18 protein-coding genes and 1 riboswitch are annotated in these 18,634 nt (G+C 45.6%); all 18 genes read right to left on the minus strand.

Features of this window, described 5'->3' with window-relative positions; genetic code table 11:
- Positions 1–44 precede the first annotated feature (44 nt).
- The 18 genes from BMW43_RS00595 to BMW43_RS00680 all read right to left on the minus strand — a co-directional run bounded on the left by BMW43_RS00595 (position 45) and on the right by BMW43_RS00680 (position 18,590).
- Positions 45–1,331 carry an amidohydrolase gene (locus BMW43_RS00595; protein WP_091743452.1) on the minus strand — a complete coding sequence of 429 codons (1,287 nt, stop codon included), beginning with the start codon at positions 1,329–1,331 and terminating at the stop codon, positions 45–47.
- A 216-nt stretch (positions 1,332–1,547) separates the two neighbouring features.
- The gene (locus tag BMW43_RS00600; RefSeq protein WP_091743453.1) at positions 1,548–2,789 is read right to left on the minus strand and encodes an adenosylhomocysteinase; all 1,242 of its coding nucleotides are present in this window, start codon (positions 2,787–2,789) and stop codon (positions 1,548–1,550) included.
- Positions 2,790–3,830 (minus strand): S-methyl-5-thioribose-1-phosphate isomerase, encoded by a 1,041-nt coding sequence (gene mtnA, locus BMW43_RS00605; protein ID WP_091743454.1) that lies wholly within the window; start codon positions 3,828–3,830, stop codon positions 2,790–2,792.
- 9 nt (positions 3,831–3,839) lie between these two features.
- Entirely contained in the window at positions 3,840–4,634 is a 795-nt protein-coding gene (gene mtnP, locus BMW43_RS00610) for an S-methyl-5'-thioadenosine phosphorylase (RefSeq protein WP_091743455.1), read from the minus strand.
- Between the two features lie 169 nt (positions 4,635–4,803).
- Positions 4,804–5,379 carry an indolepyruvate oxidoreductase subunit beta gene (locus tag BMW43_RS00615; protein ID WP_091743456.1) on the minus strand — a complete coding sequence of 192 codons (576 nt, stop codon included), beginning with the start codon at positions 5,377–5,379 and terminating at the stop codon, positions 4,804–4,806.
- Positions 5,372–7,105, minus strand: coding sequence for an indolepyruvate ferredoxin oxidoreductase subunit alpha (iorA, locus tag BMW43_RS00620; protein ID WP_091743457.1), 1,734 nt, complete (start codon positions 7,103–7,105; stop codon positions 5,372–5,374). The genes BMW43_RS00615 and iorA overlap by 8 nt, the downstream gene beginning before the upstream one ends.
- Positions 7,106–7,176: 71 nt before the next feature.
- A complete protein-coding gene (locus tag BMW43_RS00625; RefSeq protein WP_177173418.1) occupies positions 7,177–7,593 on the minus strand; it encodes a TIGR04086 family membrane protein in 417 nt (138 codons plus the stop codon).
- 121 nt (positions 7,594–7,714) lie between these two features.
- On the minus strand, positions 7,715–8,464 hold the full coding sequence (gene surE / locus BMW43_RS00630) for a 5'/3'-nucleotidase SurE (protein ID WP_245732181.1): 750 nt from the start codon (positions 8,462–8,464) through the stop codon (positions 7,715–7,717).
- Between the two features lie 39 nt (positions 8,465–8,503).
- Positions 8,504–9,229, minus strand: a complete 726-nt coding sequence (locus BMW43_RS00635; RefSeq protein WP_091743460.1) for a 7-carboxy-7-deazaguanine synthase QueE — start codon at positions 9,227–9,229, stop codon at positions 8,504–8,506.
- Positions 9,226–9,609, minus strand: coding sequence for a 6-carboxytetrahydropterin synthase QueD (queD, locus tag BMW43_RS00640; RefSeq protein ID WP_091743461.1), 384 nt, complete (start codon positions 9,607–9,609; stop codon positions 9,226–9,228). Before queD ends, BMW43_RS00635 begins: the two co-directional genes overlap by 4 nt.
- Positions 9,610–9,722: 113 nt before the next feature.
- Positions 9,723–11,009, minus strand: coding sequence for a glycosyltransferase family 2 protein (locus tag BMW43_RS00645; RefSeq protein ID WP_091743462.1), 1,287 nt, complete (start codon positions 11,007–11,009; stop codon positions 9,723–9,725).
- 191 nt (positions 11,010–11,200) lie between these two features.
- Entirely contained in the window at positions 11,201–11,881 is a 681-nt protein-coding gene (gene pssA / locus BMW43_RS00650; RefSeq protein WP_091743463.1) for a CDP-diacylglycerol--serine O-phosphatidyltransferase, read from the minus strand.
- On the minus strand, positions 11,878–12,516 hold the full coding sequence (locus BMW43_RS00655) for a phosphatidylserine decarboxylase family protein (protein ID WP_091743464.1): 639 nt from the start codon (positions 12,514–12,516) through the stop codon (positions 11,878–11,880). Before BMW43_RS00655 ends, pssA begins: the two co-directional genes overlap by 4 nt.
- 104 nt (positions 12,517–12,620) lie before the next feature.
- Positions 12,621–13,349, minus strand: coding sequence for a WecB/TagA/CpsF family glycosyltransferase (locus BMW43_RS00660; protein WP_245732165.1), 729 nt, complete (start codon positions 13,347–13,349; stop codon positions 12,621–12,623).
- A gap of 154 nt (positions 13,350–13,503) precedes the next feature.
- The gene (locus BMW43_RS00665) at positions 13,504–15,507 is read right to left on the minus strand and encodes a transglycosylase domain-containing protein (protein ID WP_245732166.1); all 2,004 of its coding nucleotides are present in this window, start codon (positions 15,505–15,507) and stop codon (positions 13,504–13,506) included.
- Between the two features lie 303 nt (positions 15,508–15,810).
- Entirely contained in the window at positions 15,811–17,265 is a 1,455-nt protein-coding gene (gene guaB / locus BMW43_RS00670) for an IMP dehydrogenase (protein WP_091743466.1), read from the minus strand.
- A gap of 168 nt (positions 17,266–17,433) precedes the next feature.
- On the minus strand, positions 17,434–17,847 hold the full coding sequence (locus tag BMW43_RS21645) for a 3D domain-containing protein (RefSeq protein ID WP_091743467.1): 414 nt from the start codon (positions 17,845–17,847) through the stop codon (positions 17,434–17,436).
- 7 nt (positions 17,848–17,854) lie between these two features.
- A riboswitch (cyclic di-AMP (ydaO/yuaA leader) is annotated at positions 17,855–17,984 on the minus strand.
- Positions 17,985–18,122: 138 nt separating this feature from the next.
- Positions 18,123–18,590, minus strand: a complete 468-nt coding sequence (locus tag BMW43_RS00680) for a hypothetical protein (protein ID WP_091743468.1) — start codon at positions 18,588–18,590, stop codon at positions 18,123–18,125.
- Positions 18,591–18,634: the final 44 nt, after the last annotated feature.

Raw genomic sequence — 18,634 nt, forward strand, 5'->3', positions numbered from 1 at the left:
CTTTGCAGGTACGTATAAGCATGGCCATGACAAACAGCGCAAGCTTATTTTCCTGTCAATCTCATGCTGCGTTTATGCGCCTCATAAAGCAGCTTTTCTTCATCTATTGTTATTAATCGGCGATTTTCAACCACAATTTTGCCATTGGCAATAACGGTATGAACATCGCCGGCTGAGGCTGAGTAAGCCAGCAATGATAAACGATTGTGTCTGGGGCACCAGTGAGGAGAATTCATATCGAGAAGCACAATATCTGCCTTAAGCCCCGGAGCTAAGCGTCCAACCTTATCAGACAAGCCCAAAGCTTGCGCCCCAAAAGCAGTTGCCATTTTAACAGCAGTTTGAGCTGGTATAACCAAAGGATCGCGAGTGCTAACTTTATGCAGCAACGCTGTTAACCGGATTTCCTCCAGCATGTCCAAATTGTTATTGCTGGCAGCCCCATCGGTTCCCAGGCCAACACAAAGGCCGGCAGCTAACATCTGCGGTACAGGTGCAATACCACTGGCTAATTTCATATTGCTTCCCGGATTATGCGCCACGCGAACCTGCTTTTGCCGCATGATCTGGATATCCTCAGTCGAAACATGTACACAGTGAGCTGCCAATACACCGCAGTCCAGCACGCCTAATTCGGACATCAATTCAATCGGCGACTTTCCATATTGCTTAAAACAATTTTCCACTTCACCGGCTGTTTCCGATAAATGGATATGAATCTCAGCACCCAGCTTCTGGGCCAAAGCCACGACTTTTTTTAAATAATCCGGTGGGCAGGTATAAGGCGCATGGGGTCCTAACATAACCGTAATGCGTTCATCTGCCGTATGATGATAGTCGCGGTAAAAGGCCTCACTTTCCGCCAGTGACTGCAGTGCATTGGCACCCAAGCCGGTCATGCCTCTGGCCAGCACTGCCCGTATTCCACTCTCGGCAACCGCCTCGGCAACCTGAGGCATATAAAAATACATATCGGCAAAGGTGGTCGTACCTGTTTTCAGCATTTCGGCAATTGCTAATAATGTTCCGTAATATACATCCTCTGCCGTTAAATTAGCCTCTGCCGGCCAGATTTTATTCTCCAGCCAATCCATCAGCAGCATATCATCAGCATAGCTTCTGAACAGCGACATGGCAGCATGGGTGTGTGTATTAATCAGTCCCGGTATAGCCAGTTTGTCTATGCAGTCAATAACTCTTGCCTTATCGCCTGTTTCCATAGCGGTGCCGATACTTGTTATGCAGTCGTCACTGATCGTAATATCTGTTTGAATTAGTTCATCACAGTCAGATAAAAGTTCAACATTTTTTAAAATAATTGTCTGAGGCATTTTACACCGTCCTTTCTCTCCTACATTCCGGCAGGAGTTAGGAAAACCACTGATTTAATGAGCCTGTCGACCTGGCAAGGAAGTACACCCTAGGAAGGATCAGCTATTTCAAGGTTTTGTTGACACAGCCAGCACGGAAAAGTATCGGCCAGGACGCGCAATGCAAATGAATCAGTGGTTCCTTAGATTGTCTAAATCGTCAGTATGGTTTTGTTCTTAAGCCTGCTTCAGATATTGTTCCTGTTCTTTAGTCAAATGATCAATCGTTATGTTCATTGCCTGTAATTTTAAAAGCGCTACCCGTGAATTCAGTTGATCGGAGGCTATATATACTTTATTGCTCATTTCACTGTGATGCTCCGCAATATGCATAACGGCCAGAGCCTGCATAGCAAACGATAAATCCATGATTTCCGTCGGATGACCGTCACCGGCAGCCAAATTGACCAATCTTCCCTCGGCCAGCAAGTAGACTTTTTTGCCATCGGGAAAAGTAAATTCTTCTATATTTTTGCGTACCACCCGCTGCGAGACCGAATCAGCCGCCAAATGCTCACGATTTATCTCCACATCGAAGTGACCTGCATTGGCCAAAATAGCGCCATTTTTCATTACAGCAAAATGCTCACGCTGAATGACATGCTTGCAGCCAGTCAGTGTCACAAAGAAATCTCCCTGTTTTGCGGCTTCTTGCATAGGCATAACTCTAAAACCGTCAAATACGGCTTCAATAGCTTTGATAGGATTCACTTCGGTAACAATGACATTGGCGCCAAGCCCCTTGGCCCGCATGGCAACCCCCTTGCCGCACCAGCCGTAACCGGCCACTACAACAGTTTTCCCGGCAACAGTAAGATTGGTTGTCCGCATAATTCCATCCCAGGTAGACTGTCCGGTTCCATAACGATTATCAAACAGATATTTACAATAGGCATCGTTTACTGCCATCATTGGAAATTTCAGGCGTTTTTCCGCTTCCAGTGCCCGCAGGCGGATAACACCTGTAGTGGTTTCCTCGGAACCGCCAAGAATATGAGGCGCCAATTCGCTGCGCGTCGAATGAAGCAAGGATACCAGATCACCGCCGTCATCCACAATAATTTGCGGCTTGGTATCCAGTGCCTTATGTAAGAATTGCTCATATTCTTCAGCCGTACAATTATACCAGGCATATACGGTCACGCCTTGTTCTGCGAGAGCTGCCGCTACATCATCCTGTGTGGATAACGGATTGCTGCCGGTAATCGCGACATTCGCCCCGGCATTTTTCAAAACCAGCGCCAAATAGGCGGTTTTGGCCTCCAAATGCATGGTAATAACTATATTCTTTCCAGCCAAAGGTTTTGTAGCCGAAAGTTCTTCATTTAACACGTTAAGCACAGGCATAAAGCCCTTGACCCAATTTATTTTATCGGCACCCTGCGCGGCAAGGCTCTTATCTCTAATGATCGATTCCATTTACACAACATCACCTTTCTTAGCTTTTAGTTTTTCAATTGATCCTTCATACGGCGCCCGTAATACGCCGTATTCTGTGATAATACCCGTTATCAACGAATTAGGTGTGACATCAAAGGCCGGATTGAATACCGGAACTCCGTCAGGAGCCACGCATACACCGTTCAGACAGGTAACTTCCTCAGGCTTGCGTTCCTCAATAGGAATTTCATCGCCGGACTGCATGGAAAAGTCAAACGTCGAAAGCGGTGCAGCCACATAAAACGGAATGTTATGTTCTTTCGCCAGAACGGCCACACTATACGTTCCGATTTTATTCGCCACATCACCGTTGCAGGTTATCCTGTCTGCCCCCACTATCACAGCCTGAACCATCCCTTGTCTCATAACCCAGCCGGCCATGCTGTCGGTAATCAGCGTAACCGGAATATGGTCTTGCATCAGTTCCCAGGCGGTTAACCGTGAACCTTGCAGCAAGGGTCTGGTTTCATCGGCAAAAACACGGGATACATTTCCTTCGGACCAAGTCTTGCGAATGACGCCTAAAGCCGTGCCATAGTCAACAGTCGCCAAGGTACCCGAGTTGCAGTGAGTTAATATGGCAGTCGGTTGGGTAAACAATTGTGCGCCATACTGGGCAAGACGGTAATTAACTTGTTTATCTTCTTCGGCAATGAGCAGGGCTTCCTGCTCCAGCTTATCAAGCAGGTCACTGTCCTGCTTATAGCGCTGCACTACCCCCAGCATGCGGTCGACAGCCCAGGCCAGATTGATCGCGGTCGGTCTTGTCTCCTTTAATTCTTCCGCCAGTGCGGTAATTTTCTCATCAGTAGTCTCTAGCCGTACAACTAATTCCCGGATGCCTAACACCATTGCAAAGGCGGCAGCAGCCCCTATCGCAGGAGCACCGCGTACCTCAAGATTTTTAATTGCCCTGGCTACAGTACGATAATCCTGGCACTGTATATATTCTACCTTGTTGGGTAGTAAGGTTTGGTTTAATAAGGATAAATAGCTACCTTTCCAAGAAATTGCTTGCATATGAACCTCCTATAATTTAAATCCGCCATACTCGGCTAACGCATGCCGGCAACCACAATCCTTTTCCGTATCAAGCAGTTGAATGGCCGTCATAACCAATTGTTTGATATGCTGCGTATTCTTCCGCATAGCCTCAACGACTTCCGCATGCGTCAAAGGTGTTTGAGAAATTCCCGCAGCAAAGTTCGTTACCATCGAAATGGTCGAATAGCAAATCTCAGCCTCCCGCGCCAGCACCACCTCCGGAACATTGGTCATACCGACAAGATCACCACCCATTTGTTTAAACATGGAAATTTCCGCCGGTGTTTCAAATCTTGGACCTTCCGCGCACACGTAAACTCCCTTATTATGTACTGCAAAGCCCAGTGACTTGCCTGCCTCGACCAGTTTTTTTCTGAGTGACGGGCAATAGGGCTCGGTAACGTCAACATGGACAACGCCTCTTTCGCCGCCTTCATAAAAAGTATTGATCCGGCTTTTGGTAAAGTCCAGAAATTGATCGACTAATACAAAATCACCTGGTTTCATCGCCACATTTAACGAACCTACGGCAGTTGTAGCCAGGATACTCTCTACACCGATTTTTTTTAAAGCCCAAATGTTGGCCCGGTAATTAATTAAATGCGGGGCAATGGAATGCTGACTGCCATGCCTAGGGATAAAAGCAATCTTTTTATTTTCAAATTCGCCGACCTGGCAGCTTACCTCACCGTAGGGAGTAGTGATATCCACTGTATGTACATTATGTAATATGGAAGGATCGTAAACGCCGGTTCCTCCGATAATTGCGATTTTCACCATATTTCTCACTCCTTTATTAGATTGCTGCATTATCTTATATTGTACTATATTCTGTAAAGAAAAACAGCAAAGCTTATCACATAAGCTTTGCTGCAGGGCAAAGCAAAATTACCAGGGCAACTAATCATAGAATGCCCTTGTTACTCTCACATCATTTATCCGGCATACATCAAACAGACAAATGCGTATCCCAGCCGGCCAGGAAAGCTTGTCGATTGATGGTAAGTGCTTTTTCAGGCACAGCTTGTTCAACGGCCTGTAAGCAGAGGTTTTGCTCAAACTCCAGAATACGGGCTGCTACACCTAGCAATATGGTATTCACTGTCCGTGGCTCGCCCAACTCTCCGGCTATTTCTCGGGCCTGTACAGGTATCGTTTTATAACGCCGGGAGAGCGTCTCAACAATATTCTCAGGATAGGTAGCTGCGCCTAATATAACAGGCATCGGTGCTATTTCCTGGGTATTAACGATCATGGTCCCTTCGGGCTTCAGATAGACCGACCAGCGTAATGCCTCCAGCTTCTCAAAAGCCAATATCATATCAGCTTGTCCCCTCTCGATTAAAGGAGAGAATACTTTGTCGGCAAAACGGACATATGTAACCACGCTGCCGCCGCGTTGTGCCATACCATGAACCTCTGATTGTTTTACATCATAGCCGCTTAGCCTGGCCACGCCGCTGATTATTTTACTGGCCAGTAAAGTACCCTGCCCACCTACACCGACAATAAGGATATTACCCATGGTTGGCACCTGCCTTTATAGCTGTAAAGCGGCAAATTTGACTGCAAACGGTACAGCCATTACATAACGCCTGATCAATAGTTATTTCACCTGCCCGGTCAGAAATCGCCGGACAGCCGATTTTAAGACACATTTTACAGTATTTACAGGATTTTTTATCAATCTGCAACGGGCGGCGCCTGATTTTTTTCTCAATAAGCAGACAAGGTTGGCGAACAATAACCACAGCAGGCCCATTGTGATCCACTGCCGCGCGCAGTGCTGTTTCCACCGCTGCCAGATTGTAGGCGTTCACCACAAAAACCTGCTCTACCCCGCAGGCACGGACCATAGTTTCCAAATCAATCTTCTGCGTCGGCTCGTTTTTTATCGTAAAGCCGGTGGAAGGGTTGTGCTGATGGCCGGTCATACCAGTAATGGAGTTATCCAAGATAACCAGTGTTATATTGCCTTTATTGTACACGACATCCATCAGACCGGTAACCCCGGAATGAAGAAAGGTGGAGTCACCAATCGTAGCGACAATCTTTTTCGCCGGTAATACCTTAGACATTCCCAGCGCATTACCGATACTGGCTCCCATGCAAAGCCCCACTTCACCGGCCTGCAATGGCGGCAGTACCCCCAAGGTATAACAGCCTATGTCGGTAGTGATAATATCGGCAAATTTCTTTATTGCATGGTATACGCCACGATGCGGACAGCCAGGGCAAAGAACCGGCGGCCGCAAAGGCAGTTCCTGACTGGCAGTTTCCGGACGGTGTGTTTCCAAAAGAAGCCTTTCCCGTATAAGGGAAGGGCTCATTTCCCCAATGGCCGGAAAAATCTCTTTACCTACTACGGAAAGGCCCAACGCCTTGATTTGCTCTTCAAGAAAAGGTTCACCTTCCTCGATAACATATACCGTTTGATGGTCCCGGACAAACTGGCGGACTAATTGTTCCGGTAAGGGATAAGTAAAACCAAGCTTTAAATAGGTAGCCCGGTCCCCTAAGGCCTCACGGGCATATTGGTAAGTGATGCCGCTGGTAATGACGGCAAAGTCTTTGCCGTCTCCTTCTATATAGTTTCCGGAAAAGGTTTCCGCAAACACCCGGAGCCTTGCTAACCGTTCTTCCAGACGAACACGCAGTTTCCTGGCGTGCGCCGGCATTAAAACATATTTTTCAGGATTTTTTTGATAGCCCCGCAAAGTATGTTCCTGCGGTTCCATTAAAGAAACTAAGCTTTTGGAATGAGAAATCCTGGTAGTTAACCGTAATAAGACCGGTATATCAAAAGTTTCACTAATTTCCAGACCGGCATGCACAAAATCCTTGGCCTCTTGACTGTCCGACGGTTCCAATAAAGGTATTTTCATAAACTTGGCATAGTATCTGTTATCTTGCTCATTCTGCGAACTATGCATGCCTGGATCGTCGGCCGAAATTAATAAAAAGCCGGCATTAATACCTGTATAGGCAAGCGAAAATAGCGGGTCTGCCGCCACATTTACGCCTACATGCTTCATCGCGACCAAAGCACGGCCGCCGGCCAAACAAGCACCCTGCGCCACTTCAACAGCCACTTTTTCATTGGGCGACCATTCACTATATATAGTGTCATACTTGGCAATATTCTCAAGGATTTCAGTACTCGGTGTTCCCGGATAAGCGGAGGCGACCTTTACCCCGGCTTCATAAGCGCCACGCGCAACTGCTTCGTTGCCTGATAATAATATGCTGATGGGGGCTCATCCTTTCCTTGTTTCATCACATGCTATTACCTTCGCCAAAATATAGTAAAATCCTTGCGATTTTATAAATTTACCCCGACTAAACCACCAAGTGCTCCTGCGGCAACACCTGCCAATAATTTATTGAGCAGAACCAAAGTCGTGGCTGCATCATTATTCAGTTCCATACCAATCAGGACAGAGATACCTACATATAAAATTCCGACAGACATACCAATGAGCAAGCCCTTGGCCTCTGCTTTCTGTGTGGCCAGGACACTTCCCAAAAAGATACTGCCTATACTGATTGCTACCATAATGTACTCTAAATAAGCCTCAAGATATTCAGAATCAGAAACAAGCGTAAAAATTGCTAACAAGAGCACGGAAAGCAACGAAAAAATAAAACTAATGCAAGTTCCTCGAATAATCAGCGAAAGCGGATTTGTCATTTTTTTATTATCCGCAGTGTTCCAACGGGAACGGTTATGTACCGCCACAGCATTCCCCCCTTTATAAAGCACTATTTTCATAGTTACTTTATTCAGGCTTTGGCAAAATATGACTGATGCGGGACAAAAAATATCGACAACCTGGCAAGCAAGTTGTCGATTAGTTTTTTTATAACTTCCAGGAAGTCAATGCATCCATCAGGTTATACTTGGTCAAATCAAAATGAATGGGAGTAACTGAGATTCGCCCGGCTTTGACAGCCGCTACATCAGTATCCGGCTCATTGTCGCAGTCGACAATTTCGCCGCTCATCCAATAATATATTCTCCCTCTGGGATCTTGGTGGGGATGAAAGGCATTACGGTATTCCCGGCGACCCAGCTTGGTGATCGAAACACCGGCGATCTGATCGGGCGGCAGCGCCGGGACATTTACATTCAGCAAGGTTCGCGGCGGTAATGGGTTTTGAATAAATTGTCTAGCTAACGTTACGGCAAATTGAGCGGCGGCAGTAAAATCGAAGTTTTCCCTGGCATCAAGCGAAACGGCTATGGCCGGGATTCCATGCAACGCTCCCTCTATAGCGGCACTGACCGTACCGGAATAAAGTACATCCGTACCAATATTCGGTCCATGATTAATGCCGGAAACGATCAAATCCGGCGGTTCCATGATATTGGTTTCCAAAGCAATTTTAACACAATCGGTAGGAGTCCCCACAACCCGCCAGCCGCGGACACCAGCCTGTTCGATTACTTGTTCGTCAACATAAATTGGCTGATGAACGGTAATCGCCTGGCTGGTTGCACTTTTTTCGCTGTCGGGGGCGACAACGGTAACTTCGGCAACAGAAGAAAACTGTTGCCATAAAGCCTGTATTCCTGCCGAATGAATGCCATCGTCATTCGTTAATAACACGCGCAAAATGTAATCCCTCCATTCATCGTCTTTTTATTTTTACAAGACTCCCAGATATTTATGAGTCTGCGGTATGACCCGCACATTGGGTAAATAGTCAAGCGCCCGCTCCTGCCATTTTACAATTCGCTCTGTTTCAATAGCCAGTGCGGCATGAGTAACGGGTTGCAAAATCAACGGAAGCATTACATCTACTGAGCTGATCAGGTGAATCGCCTCAAGAAATTCCCCTTCTCCGGTCAACGAACTTACCACAATTTTTACGAATACTTCCTTTTGACTGGCTAAGGTCAAGAAACGGTGGTGCTCCTGCCAATACTCCCGACCGGAGGTACTGGGTAGTTTAATATCCATGCTGACAATGTCAATATAAGGCAGTACTTTGGCCAATTCTTCCGGCAGAGTGCCGTTCGTCTCCAGATAAATGCGACCTTGCAGCAAGGGTAGCAGTTGCAATAGCGCCTCACTTTGGCAGAGCGGCTCGCCACCGGTTATACTCACCGAATGATGCCCTGCCTTGGACAGATGGTTCACCCGATGCGCCAGTGCATCAACCGGTACAGGATTGGGCAGAACGGTAAAATCCCGCTGTCCCGGCGTTTGTTCCAACATGCAGGTTGCCGGAATACCGCGGGATTCTGAAGTATCGCAAAAAATACAGGCCGCGTTGCAACCGGCTAAGCGCAAGAACAATTGTCGATAACCAATATACGGTCCTTCTCCTTGGATAGAAGAAAATGATTCGATCAACTGCAGGGTATTCATTGTTGTTCCTCACCGGAATAACTCACAGCCGAGTGTGCCGACTCCCATACTTTAACCGAAGCAACCGTTACTGTTTCGGCAAGCCCGGCGTGATTGGCAAGCTCGTCATAAATGTATTTGGCTATATTCTCCGCCGTAGGGCTAATCCGGCAAAAGGGTTCAATTTCGTTCAAATAAAAATGGTCCAATTTGCCAATAATGGCCTGAACCTCGGCTTTTAATTCTTTAAAATCAATAAGCATCCCTAAGGTATTTAATTGATTTCCTTTGACAGACACTTCCACCTTCCAGTTATGACCGTGTAGCCGGCAGCATTTTCCGGGATAATCCGGAATGTGATGAGCAGCCTCAAAATCAACAATGATCGTCAGTTCAAACATGGGCGACTTCCTTTCTTTAAACAAAAATATTATTTACAGAATCAAACTATACCGAAAACGATTGAAAAAAGATGAGTTAGAAAACTCACCTTTTGCCATACTTCCTATTCGCTTTATTTAACCGCCTGTTTTCCCAGCAGTTCTTCCTTGGCAAACTCTTCCCGCGTGTCCGGCAGCAGCATGTCCTTGTAACTCATGCTCCGTGTATGCTGAGTATGACTCCAGACACGCTCATTGCGATGAATAAAACCAAGAAATGTAATCGGAATCCAACTGTAAATAAATATAGGATACATAATCAGATAAAGCCAGCACTTCCAACTGGCCCGTATTTTAGCCAAGACAATAACCGGGAAGATATATTGTCCGATAGCAATTGCCGTCCAAACCTCGATTGGTAATATCATATACAAAATGTTCGTATAAAAAGGAACATAATGATAAACATAGTTCGATAAAATAAACAAAGTGGAGAGTATCAAAAAATACGGTTGTATCAAATGAATAATTCCGTCCAGTAACCGGACATTTTGCTGTTTTATCCCCTCAACCAATAATTGGGGAATATAACGGCCGGCTACGTCAAAATGCCCCTGTGCCCACCGCTTACGTTGATTCCATGCTTGTTTAAAGGTCAGTGGTTTTTCGTCATAGACAATGGCGTCATGAGCCCACGTGGTAGGAATTCCCTTCAGCAACGCTTTCATGGTAAACTCCATGTCCTCCGTCAGACAAGTAGCTCCCCAGCCGTGCTCTTCCAGCACTTCTGACGCAATACACATTCCGGTCCCGCCTAAAACACTGGACAAGCCGATATTATACTTAGCTAGATGCCAGATATGGTTGACCACCCAGAATGAAATGGCAAAAGTCCCGGCAATCCAGGTATCATTAGGATTCTTCGCATCCAAATAACCCTGAATGACCCGCTCGCCTTTACACAAGCGATTATTCATTTCCAATAAAAACTCGGGATGAACCAGATTATCGGCATCGAAGATGACAACACCATCATATTTTCGCTCAAGTCGGAACAGCTTGGCAAACATCCATTCCATGGCAAAACCCTTGCCACGCTCCTCCAAATTAAACCGTTCATGAACATTGGCACCTGCATTACGGGCAATTTGAGCTGTTTTATCATTACAGTTATCGGCAACTACGAAGATATCATATAGTTCGTTAGGATAGTTAAGCACATGCAAATTCTCAACCAGTTGTCCAATAACCTGCTCCTCATTATGTGCAGCAACTACGACAGCAAATGTTTTTTGGGGAATAAGAATCTTTTCTTCCTTCCTTTTCCACATACCAAAAAACGCAATCACAAAATAGTATACCGTGAAAAAGACGATAATAAGTTGTATGGGAACCATTATGTAATCCAAAATATAGTTCATTCTAACGTTACTCCTTCTAAAAAACCTGTTTTTAAAAGGATTCCAGGAAAACATACAAAATGCTAATTATCAGATGACCGATAATTAGTGGCACAATAGCTTCCCCAGTCCCCTATTGTTAGACACTTTATTTACAAATAATATACCCCAATCCAAAAACAAGTATCCGATTATACTGTGCACGAGGTATATTATGCCGTACAAGTATCAAACAAACTAAAAAGAGTATTGAGTATACCCAGTAAAACATAAGCAATAAAAGGAATGAAAATCCATGCCGTTGCGTCTTTAATTATAAACAACAGGAAGGCGGCAAAAACTGCCGTACAGATAGCCGGAATGGCACGTATTTTTTCTCCCTTTCCCTTGAAATCAGGATAACGAATCGTACTGACCATAAGATAGCCGACAATGGCAACCAAAGCGGCAAACAGCCAGGCTTCCGGTTTATACCCTACCAGTATAAAGGTTGCTACGACACAACCGCCAGCCGGTATGGGAAGTCCCATAAAATAGCCTTTTACAATACCCGTATTTACATTAAACCGTGCCAAACGAAGCGCGCCACAGGTCGCAAAAAGAGCAGCAACACCATAGCCGGCATAGCCCAGCTCATGCAGCAAAAAAACATAGGCCAAAATTGCCGGTGCCACCCCAAAGGACACAAGATCACACAACGAGTCCAGTTCTTTGCCAAACTCACTGCTGACTTTAAAAAACCGAGCCGCCCGGCCGTCGAAACCGTCAGCAATCATGGCGAAAACAATGAAGAAAGCGGCATACACAAATTGTTGTTGTAAAGTGGATATAATTGCAAAAACACCCAATACCAAATTAAGCGCTGTTAACGCATTGGGGATTATGCTTTTCATTGCATTAACCTCCCGATAATGGTTTCCCCGCCTTTTACCCGGTCCCCTTTTTTCACAAGAACCTCTACGGTTTTAGGCATAATAACTTCTGTACAGGACCCGAACTTGATCATCCCATAGCGTTCTCCCTTTTCAAGCATGCTTCCCAAGGTGACCCAGGATACGATCCGGCGTGCTAAAAGTCCGGCAATCTGAGTAACCAGAACGCGCATATTTTCACTCTCCAGACCGATGGCATGCCGTTCATTTTCACAGCCGGCCGACTCTTTATAGGCAGGACGGAAACGTCCGCAAGTATATTGCTGGAAAGTAATCTCGCCAGCAATAGGACTGCGGTTCACATGCACATCAAAGACAGACAGGAAAATAGTTACCTTATTGCCTACTTCATTTAAAAACTGATCATCATATACTTCGCAAACACTCATCACCTTACCGTCGGCAGGTGACAAAACGAGCACGCTATCTTCGGGAACGGAGCGATTAGGATTCCTAAAGAAAAATGTAACAAAAACCAATAATGTCCCAGGGACAACACTCCAATAAGGGCCAGCGGCCAAAGCGACTATGGCGGTGAGCAGTGCAAGAAAAGCGATGTATATGTAACCTTCTTTGACTATAGGCGTTTTAACCATCTATACACCCCCTTCGTCCCTCTATAGCATTATAAAAATAAAAAGCAAGGAACTCTTATCTTCCTGCATTCTCAAATTATTATAATATAATAGAAGTACTTTGTCTAATGTTTTTTATGGCCCATAACCTTGAGAACAAAGCGTGGCAATGCCAGCATGCGAATAGCCCGGGACGGCTGATTAAGCAAACGGAACAGCCATTCCAGATTGGCACGCTGCATCCAAACAGGAGCACGGCGGACATTCCCGGCCATAACATCAAAAGTTCCTCCCACCCCCATACATATGGGAACGTTAAGGGCAGTCAAATTGGCCTGCAGCCACTTTTCCTGCTTGGGCACACCCAAAGCAGCCAATAATATGGCAGGTTCGGCCCCCCTAATTTCATTAATAATAGCTGCCTCATCTTCTGATGAGAAAAAACCGCTTCGCGTACCTGCGATTTGTAAGCCGGGATAATTTCTTTCTGCTGCCGATTTTGCCTCTTCCGCCACACCTGGAGCACCGCCAAACATAAAAACCCGGTAACCCCTTTGGGCGGAAAGTGCCAATAACCGTTGAGCCAAATCATAGCCGGCAACCCGTTCCGGCATAGGGGCTCCCTGATACCGTGCCGCCCACACAACACCGGCTCCGTCAGGAACCACCAGATCAGCATGGTTCAAAATATCGGCTAACTCCCTATCCTGTTGGGAAAACATAACCATTTCGGCATTTGCGGTGGCAATCAAATGAGGTTTACCCGAATCAATAAATCTCTGTATCGTATCGACAGCTTCCTGCATGGTAACACAATCAATCATTATATCCAATACCGATATCTTCATATGCACTGCAGACTACAATCTCCTTTTCCCTTAGGGCGTGTTTTCAAACTAACGGAATGGTCCATAGAACAAAAGCGCCGTCAGGGAACATTTCAGATAGTTTGAAAACACGCCCTAGTATAAATAACCTACCTAGGCCAAAGAATATTTTACCATATTATTAAAACTTGGGCAATTGAAACGGGAAGTTCCACTTCAATTTATCATTACGCTTTTTTCTGTTTCCTTCCTGTTGATCGCTTCCCGGTACATCGGCTTGCTTTTGTCTGGAATTTTCCAGTTTCGCCCGGGAATCGACTTCACTAGGTTCACTTCCTTTAATAAAGGCATCATACTCTACTTCCGGACAGGCCGGCGTCGCCAATTTTCCCGAATCGGTACAAATAGGAATGCCTGTCACCACGTTAGCCGGAACGGCAAAGGAAGCTCCCTTGCTAAACGGCAGTTGTGATACCATATTACCCCATAATTGCGCCACCTGCGTTCCCGAAATCCCCACAGGTGTACGATCATCATTCCCTACAAAAATTCCCACCAGAAGTTCCGGCGTGAAACCAACAAACCAGGCCGTTTCATAATTATCGGTCGTTCCCGTCTTACCGGCTGCATCCCTGCCAAGCTGGGCCGGCGTACCAGTCCCACTGTCGATGACCGCTTTCATCATATTGGTTGTTAGGTAAGCAATTTCCGGACGCAAAACCGCCTGTTGAAGCGAATGATTTTCTTCCAATACCTGATTATTTTCATCCAAAACTTTTATGATACTGACAGGTCGGGAAACTATTCCGTTATTCGCAAAAGCCGTATACGCCGTACTTAATTCCAGCAGATTCACCCCGCGGGTCAATCCACCAAGCGCTGCCGCCAAATTGTTATCTTCCGGTACCAGCGTCGTGATACCCAGGCTTTTAGCCAAATTTAACACTTGTTCGATCCCAACCTGCCGCCCTAATTTTACCGCAGCTACATTGACAGATAATCGCAAAGCTTTTTTAAATGTAATGGGACCAAGATATTTCTTATCATAATTCTGTGGACTGTAACCATTAATATTGATAGCCTCATCCAGAATAATGGAATTCATCGGCATTCCCTGATCAAGGGCCGTAGCATATACAAATGGTTTAAACGCTGAACCTGGTTGACGTACCTCTGTAACAACCCGGTTTATCTGACTTTCCTCATAATTTCTGCCACCAACCATGGCGCGGATATATCCATTCCGGGGATCTAGCGCTAAAATGCCGCCCTGTTGATTTCCCAAAATGGTTTCTGCAGCCTGCTGCGTTCTAATATCAAGGGTGGTATAAACCTTGAGTCCGCCTTTATAAACCCGGTTGGCTCCATACTTTTCCACTAATTGATTAGCGATATAATCAAGAAAATAGGAGGCTTGCACCGAACGTTTCTTCTTGCCCGAAACAACCAGTTGTTCTTTTTTGGCTTTCTCCGCCTCTGCCTCTGTAATATACCCCGCTTTGGCCATGCCGGAAATAACCGTATTACGCCGTTCCAGTGCCGCCCCGCTGTCGATATAGGGAGAATAAATATTGGGCCCCCGGGGCAGACCGGCCAGCAAAGCGCTCTCGGCCAATGTCAAGTCTTTGGCTGATTTACCAAAATAGACCTGCGCTGCAGCTTCCACACCATAGGCTCCCTCGCCAAAATACACCTGATTTAAGTAGGCCTGCAGGATTTCCTGTTTGGTAAATTTCCTTTCAATAATTACCGCCAACAGCAATTCATTGACTTTTCGGGAAAAGGTTCTTTCCTGGGTAAGAAACATATTCTTGGCTAACTGTTGAGTAATCGTGCTGCCGCCTTCCACAAGTCCACCGGTTCGAATATTTACCCAGAGAGCACGCAAAATCCCAATCGGATCAACACCTATATGACTATAAAATCGTACATCTTCATTGGCAATGACCGCCTGCTGAATATAGGGAGAAATATTACTAAGAGTAACCACCACCCGATTTTCCTCAAATAACTTAGAAATAAGCTGCCCCTGACTGTCATAAACCTGCGTAGCTTCGATAAGCTGCAGATTCTCCAGATTGTCGGTACGCGGCAGATTAATGCCGGCGCAACCGCCAAGTAAACTGCTTGTCAAAAATAAAACCAGTAAAAAAGCTGTGCATGAAAAAAAGCGAAATCTATACACCGGTGCACCTCCCTTTCTACTAGTATTTCAAAAAATATAGGCTTTACGCACTTAGGTGTGTTTTCAGACTAACGGAATAATCTATGGCCAGTGATTTTTGCGCTAGACAAGGCAAATTTCTGCAGGAACAATAGACGTTACTTCAATTCTACCGGAGCATGGCACAAAAAACACCGTCAGAGAATGTCTTGGATAGTTTGAGAACACACCCTAACGTGATGTTCAGTTATATAAGACAAACACCGCCAACAAGAATTGTGGACGGTGTTTTTGTTTTATCGTACTGATAGATCAATTGCAGTTTTACAAACTATAGTTAGGAGATTCCTTGGTAATGTTCACATCATGAGGATGGCTTTCTTTTAGCCCGGCACCGGTAATACGAATGAACTTCGATTTAACAATCAATTCCTGGATGTTGCATACGCCACAGTAACCCATGCCGGAACGCAGGCCGCCAACCAGTTGGAAGACAGTATCCGCCAGAGAACCTTTATACGGCACACGGCCTTCAATACCTTCCGGTACCAGCTTGTCCATATTCTCTTGGAAATAACGGTCTTTGCTGCCCTCAGCCATGGCTCCCAGTGATCCCATTCCACGATATACCTTGTAGCTGCGCCCTTGATAAATAATCGTTTCGCCCGGACTTTCCTCTGTCCCAGCCAGTAGATTTCCTACCATAACAACGCTGGCTCCCGCCGCAATCGCTTTAGTGATGTCACCGGAATATTTAATACCGCCATCGGCAATAACCGGGATATTATATTCACGGGCCGCCTGCGCACAGGAATATACAGCCGTGATTTGCGGAACACCGATACCGGCAATAATACGGGTTGTACAAATGGAGCCAGGACCAATCCCCACTTTCACAGCATCCACACCGGCTTCTATTAAATCGCGGGTGGCTTCTGCCGTAGCCACATTGCCGGCAATAAGATCGACTTGCGGATAGGCAGCTTTGATGGTCCGCACCGCATCCAAAACACCCTTAGAATGGCCATGGGCGGTATCCACTACCAGGACATCAACCTTAGCCGCGACAATGGCATCAATACGATCCATCATATCGGCACCAACACCTACGGCTGCAGCAACCAGCAACCGGCCTTTGGCATCCTTCGCCGAGTTAGGATATTTTTGAGCCTTCTCAATATCCTTAATGGTAATAAGCCCTTTTAAATTGCCTGCTTCATCAAGCAATGGTAATTTCTCAATCCGGTGCTGACGCAATAACTCCTTGGCATCTTCCAGGGAAGTGCCAACAGGTGCCGTAATTAAATGTTCCCGTGTCATGCAGTCACGGATTTTAGCGGTCAAATTAGTTTCAAACCGTAAATCACGATTGGTTATAATGCCTACTAATTTGTTATTTACCGTAACAGGCACACCGGAAATATGGTATTTTTCCATTAGATCATGCGCGTCTTGCAGTATGTTATCCGGCGATAAAAAGATGGGATCAACGATAATTCCGTGCTCGGAGCGTTTTACTTTATCAATCTCGTTGGCTTGCCTTTCAATGGACATATTCTTATGAATTACGCCCAAGCCGCCCTCTCTGGCCATGGCGATAGCCATTGGTGCTTCTGTTACCGTATCCATTCCGGCACTTACAATAGGAATGTTGAGTTTGATATTCCTGGTCAGATAGGTATTCACTTCTACATCCCGCGGTAAAATATCGGATCTTCCCGGGATTAACAACACATCATCAAAGGTTAACCCTTTTGTGGCAAATTTGTCCTCAAACATTAAATTATCTCCTTCCCGAAAACAATACAGGTGTATTTCATAATATAATACCACATTTAAACTTACCGAATCTACCATTTTTTATGTAGGAGTTAAAAATTTTTACCTATTTTCGACAAAAAAATCATGGATTGAAAGACAAACCCTCCAATCCATGATATCTAGTCATTATTTTTCTAATACATATACTTTAACGTGTTGGATACCGAAATCATAGGCCTTTGCCACCGACTCAACAGCAATATCCACCCGGTTTCCCTTAATAGCGCCGCCGGTGTCTTCCGCCACCGCATACTTTCCCTGTCCGTCAGGGAACTCAATATACACTTTAGAACCAAGCGGAATAACCGAAGGGTCTACAGCAATAACACCCGGACGAATCTGAGTGCCTAAATGAGTCAAATTACCCCATTTGCCATTATCATGTGGTCCTGGTGCATACGCGGTTGCCTTAATATCCAGTTTCTTAGTATAAGAATCCGGCTTGGCTGCCGCCTTGGCAAAAGTAACAGGTGCAACAAAAGTCATCTGCAAAACAGTTAGTATGGTACCCCATAAAAGTATTTTTTTAAAATTCAACATGGCGGTACACTCCTTTCTATATGCCTGCGAGGTTAGCTGTCGGGTTCGGACAAAGGATAATCCCTACCGCCTTTGGCGGATTCACCCCAAAAATGGTTCCCCCGTTTTCTTTAAGAGAAATTCGGCATGCACATATAATACCGTAACTGCTTAACAAAGGCAACCTGCTTTCAATATGGTATACTATATTTACGCAAAATTACTATTAGTATACTCCGTTATAACATCATATACTCCTATTTGCTCACAAAGTTGCTAGGACGTGTCTTCAAACACTACTCCTTGCCAATCATGAATGGGGCAAAACCAAGCTGGCCCCAAAGATGATTATGTACGGTCCGTACAGCGCCCCCCACTTTTCGCTTTTCCATTAGTTTTATTTGCTCCAAGGAAAGATACCACGCTTTTTCTTTCGGATAGGCGCTATTGACACCTGCCTGGTGATAATATTGAGCCGCCCGCTCCAATAAGGAATAGATTGTCCATAAAGGAATGGCTCGCTGCAAAACGGCCCCTTCCATTCCTGCAATATAGGCATGGACTTGTTTCCAATCCTCATCTGAACCAGTCAGCCGCCCTATTTCCAGGCTGGCTGGCTCATCACTTTGCAGCACTTGTATAAACTCTTCCTGCAATACAAGCAGCAGGTCCCACAGACAGGTTAATTCCGGTGTGCGCTTTTTCAGTTGTTCCAATTCTTCGATTATCGCTCGCTCTAAATCCTTGGCAAAGGTCTTTTTCATAGGGTGTGCCTCCTTGCTAAAACAGCCCATTCGCGCTAAGCGAT

Origin of the sequence: Propionispora vibrioides, from assembly GCF_900110485.1 — a bacterium.
In the GTDB taxonomy this organism is placed as follows: Bacteria; Bacillota; Negativicutes; order Propionisporales; family Propionisporaceae; genus Propionispora; species Propionispora vibrioides.

What these genes read in the sequence shown, in the direction of transcription:
- mtnA (WP_091743454.1), bottom strand. Translation starts at nt 3,830, where the DNA reads ATGCAAGCAATTTCTTGGAAAGGTAGCTATTTATCCTTATTAAACCAA.
- BMW43_RS00680 (WP_091743468.1), bottom strand. Translation starts at nt 18,590, where the DNA reads ATGAAAAAGACCTTTGCCAAGGATTTAGAGCGAGCGATAATCGAAGAA.
- mtnP (WP_091743455.1), bottom strand. Translation starts at nt 4,634, where the DNA reads ATGGTGAAAATCGCAATTATCGGAGGAACCGGCGTTTACGATCCTTCC.
- guaB (WP_091743466.1), bottom strand. Translation starts at nt 17,265, where the DNA reads ATGTTTGAGGACAAATTTGCCACAAAAGGGTTAACCTTTGATGATGTG.
- BMW43_RS00635 (WP_091743460.1), bottom strand. Translation starts at nt 9,229, where the DNA reads ATGAATACCCTGCAGTTGATCGAATCATTTTCTTCTATCCAAGGAGAA.
- BMW43_RS21645 (WP_091743467.1), bottom strand. Translation starts at nt 17,847, where the DNA reads ATGTTGAATTTTAAAAAAATACTTTTATGGGGTACCATACTAACTGTT.
- queD (WP_091743461.1), bottom strand. Translation starts at nt 9,609, where the DNA reads ATGTTTGAACTGACGATCATTGTTGATTTTGAGGCTGCTCATCACATT.
- pssA (WP_091743463.1), bottom strand. Translation starts at nt 11,881, where the DNA reads ATGAAAAGCATAATCCCCAATGCGTTAACAGCGCTTAATTTGGTATTG.
- BMW43_RS00615 (WP_091743456.1), bottom strand. Translation starts at nt 5,379, where the DNA reads ATGGGTAATATCCTTATTGTCGGTGTAGGTGGGCAGGGTACTTTACTG.
- BMW43_RS00600 (WP_091743453.1), bottom strand. Translation starts at nt 2,789, where the DNA reads ATGGAATCGATCATTAGAGATAAGAGCCTTGCCGCGCAGGGTGCCGAT.
- BMW43_RS00645 (WP_091743462.1), bottom strand. Translation starts at nt 11,009, where the DNA reads ATGAACTATATTTTGGATTACATAATGGTTCCCATACAACTTATTATC.
- BMW43_RS00595 (WP_091743452.1), bottom strand. Translation starts at nt 1,331, where the DNA reads ATGCCTCAGACAATTATTTTAAAAAATGTTGAACTTTTATCTGACTGT.
- BMW43_RS00655 (WP_091743464.1), bottom strand. Translation starts at nt 12,516, where the DNA reads ATGGTTAAAACGCCTATAGTCAAAGAAGGTTACATATACATCGCTTTT.